Below are 2,840 nucleotides of genomic sequence, written 5' to 3'. Positions count from 1 at the left end.
AGCCGACGCCGCCAGTCACGCCCCAGTCCACCTGCGCCTCGTCCAGCAGCGGCGCGGCCAGCGCGAGCGCCGCCAGCGCGGGCACGGCCGCACGCCGGGGATGGGTTTTCCAGCGTCCCTGCTGCGCGATCATGCGCGGCGTCACGGTGCGCGCCACCTGCGCCGCGGGCAGCCATGCCGCGTGGCGCTGCGCGCGCGTGACGCCGCGCAGGCCCACCGGGATGCGGGCCTGCGCATCGGCGCAGGCCCGCCGCACCACCAGCGGCGCCCGCGCCAGCCAAGCGGTGCCGGCCCAGGGCGGCAGCGCATTGACCGCGGCGAAGGCCGCCGGGTCGGCAAGCCAGACCAGGTCGTGCGGCAGCGGGTCGGGCCGGTTCATGGCTGGCACCTGTGCGGCGCACCGGTCCGGCACGTCAGTCCCCCCACTGCTGCGCGAGCAATTCGCGCACGCGGCTGGAGGCCTGGCGGTTGGCACCGCCGAGGCGGCTGCGCAGGTCGCGCTGCGGGTCGGCCAGGATATCGGCGAGCGCAGCCTGCAGCGCGCCATGCGTGGTGTCGAGGTCGGCCGCGTCGGGCTGCGCCGCGTGGTTCACGCGGATGCGCCGCCACAGCAGGCCCAGCGTGGCGTAGCTGGCGATGTCGTAGGCCATTGGCGGCACGCTGGCGGCGAATGTCTCCAGGTCCTCCACGCTGCGCATGGTGATACGGGCGGCAGCCTGCTTGCCCATGGCATGGACTTCCACGCCGGCATCGTCCAGCGCGATCAGGCGGTTGGCCTGGTAGCCGTGCGCGAGGAAGGCGCCCGACATGGCGCGCCCGACCAGCAGCGCGATCACCGGATGTCCTTGCAGCCTGGCGCTGGCATAGGCATCGGCGGCCCCGGCCAGCGACTGGTGGATGCCGAAGGCTTCCTCGCGCCGGCCATAGGCCTGGCTGGGCGTATCGACGATGGCAATGATGGGCCGCTTGACGGTGGCGTCGCGGTCGGCCTGCAGCACTTCGTCCACGGCGCGCGCCAGCGACCAGCCTTCGATCAGGCCCACCTCGCCGTCGCGCGCACGCGGGTAGGCACTGCCGGCATCGGGCACCACGGCGATGAAGCGCGCCGCCTGGCCGGCCAGTCCGGCGTCGGCCACCTGCACGCTGGCGGGATAGCCGGGCGCGCGCGCGGCGTTGCCGGTGAGCGCGGCCAGCCAGGTCTCGCCGCGGCTCGTGGCTGGTGCTGCGTTCTTGTCGGTGTTCATGCGCGGTCTCCCTCGGCATAGATGGCGCGCACGGTGCCCGGCTCCGGCTGGCGCGAAGGATCGTAGTCGCGCAGCCGTTGCAGGTAGTGCGCGTAGCGTTCGCTGCGGTGCGTGGCGGGCGGGCCCGCGGCCAGCAATTCGCGCAGGGCGGCGCGGATGGCATCGCTGTCGTCGTCCACGTAGCGGTCCGCCAGGCCGGTGGCGATGCGCTGCTCGCCGCCGGTGAAGCTCCAGATAAAGGGCCGGTCGCGCGAATCGTATTCGGCCACGCCGGCTTCCTGCTCGATCACCGCGGGGCCGTTGAGGCCGAGGCGGGCCTCGCGCGTGACCACCAGGTAGCTGCACAGCCCGGCCGCGATCGACATGCCGCCGAAGCAGCCCACCTGCCCGGCGATCACGCCGACCACCGCCTGGTAGCGGCGCAGGTCGACGATGGCCGCGTGGATCTCGGCGATGGCCGCSAGGCCGAGGTTGGCTTCCTGCAGCCGCACGCCGCCGGTCTCGAACAGGATCACCGCGCGCGTGGGGATGCCGCGGCGGTTGTCCTGCGCGGCCAGTTCCAGCGCGCCGGCGATCTTGGCCCCGCCGACCTCGCCCAGGCTGCCGCCCTGGAACGCGCCTTCGATGGCGAGCACCACGGCGGGCTGGCCGTCGATGCGGCCCTTGGCCACCACCACGCCGTCATCGGCCTGCGGCACCACGCCCTGGCGTTCTAGCCATGGCGACACCAGCTTGTCGAAGGGGCCGGCCAGTTCGCGCACGGTGCCGGCATCGAGCAGCGCGTGCACGCGTGCCCGTGCGCCCAGTTCGACAAAGCTCTCGCGTGTGAGCAGCGATGCGTGATTCATGGCTGCTCCTTGCCGCCGGCGCCGGCGGATGTGTCGAGCGCTTCGAACGCTTCGGCCAGGCGCATGCCCACCACGCCAGGCGTGGCGCCGAAGTCGTGGATGCGCACACGCATGGCCGCGCGCGGCTCGGCGCTGAACACGCGCGCGAGCTGTGCGCCCCACACCTTGCCATAGCCGTCCACCGAGGTGGTGACGTCGATCACGGTGGTGCCCGTGGTGCCGGGCTCGACCATGACCTCGAGGTCGCCGGAGCCGACTACCCCGACCAGCACGTTCCGGCTGGCCGGTGCGCCGGCGGGATATTCGAACTTGAGCTGTTCCATTACTTGTCTCCTTGCGCGGGGCAAGCGGGTGTGAATCCAAGCGGTGCCGCAGCCAGCGGCAGCCGGTCCAGGAAGAAGGTGGCGGCGAGCAGGTCCGCCGCGCCGCCGGGCGAGGCGTTGCAGGCCAGCATGCCGGCCTCGAGCCCGCGCAGCAGGCGGCGTCCGGCCAGCGTGGCGATGCCGCCCGCGCGCAGTACCTGCGCCGCGCCGGCCTGCATCAGCGCGAGGCCTTCGCGCCCGGCGCGGGCCAGCACGCAGGTGTCGTCGAGCCGGCTCATGATCGCCAGCAGCGCATTGACGCGCGCGCTCGGCTCCGCGTCGCCGCGCGCGCGGCTGCGGCGCAGCTCGGGCAGGCCGGCGCGCAGCACATGCGGAAAGCCCGCCTGTGCCTGGCCGCGCGCGCCGCTCACGCCGTAGTGCAGGCA

4 protein-coding genes and 1 pseudogene are annotated in these 2,840 nt (G+C 73.6%); all 5 read right to left on the bottom strand.

What is annotated here, in order from left to right:
- Window positions 1-379 (bottom strand): annotated as a pseudogene (locus AC1DK4_RS40525) (malonate decarboxylase holo-ACP synthase); the annotation flags it as partial.
- A gap of 34 nt (window positions 380-413) precedes the next feature.
- On the bottom strand, window positions 414-1,244 hold the full coding sequence (mdcE, locus tag AC1DK4_RS40520; RefSeq protein WP_441622874.1) for a biotin-independent malonate decarboxylase subunit gamma: 831 nt from the start codon (window positions 1,242-1,244) through the stop codon (window positions 414-416).
- Window positions 1,241-2,092 (bottom strand): biotin-independent malonate decarboxylase subunit beta, encoded by an 852-nt coding sequence (locus AC1DK4_RS40515; protein ID WP_441622872.1) that lies wholly within the window; start codon window positions 2,090-2,092, stop codon window positions 1,241-1,243. The genes mdcE and AC1DK4_RS40515 overlap by 4 nt, the downstream gene beginning before the upstream one ends.
- Window positions 2,089-2,415 (bottom strand): malonate decarboxylase subunit delta, encoded by a 327-nt coding sequence (locus AC1DK4_RS40510; protein WP_441622870.1) that lies wholly within the window; start codon window positions 2,413-2,415, stop codon window positions 2,089-2,091. The genes AC1DK4_RS40515 and AC1DK4_RS40510 overlap by 4 nt, the downstream gene beginning before the upstream one ends.
- On the bottom strand, window positions 2,415-2,840 hold a 426-nt coding region (locus AC1DK4_RS40505), incomplete at its 5' end, for a triphosphoribosyl-dephospho-CoA synthase (RefSeq protein WP_477132258.1). The genes AC1DK4_RS40505 and AC1DK4_RS40510, both read right to left, overlap by 1 nt.

The sequence above is a fragment of the Cupriavidus sp. 05N38 genome (genome assembly GCF_056397345.1).
This window is presented reverse-complemented; position numbering and strand designations above follow the sequence as displayed.

What these genes read in the sequence shown, in the direction of transcription:
- mdcE (WP_441622874.1), bottom strand. Translation starts at nt 1,244, where the DNA reads ATGAACACCGACAAGAACGCAGCACCAGCCACGAGCCGCGGCGAGACC.
- AC1DK4_RS40510 (WP_441622870.1), bottom strand. Translation starts at nt 2,415, where the DNA reads ATGGAACAGCTCAAGTTCGAATATCCCGCCGGCGCACCGGCCAGCCGG.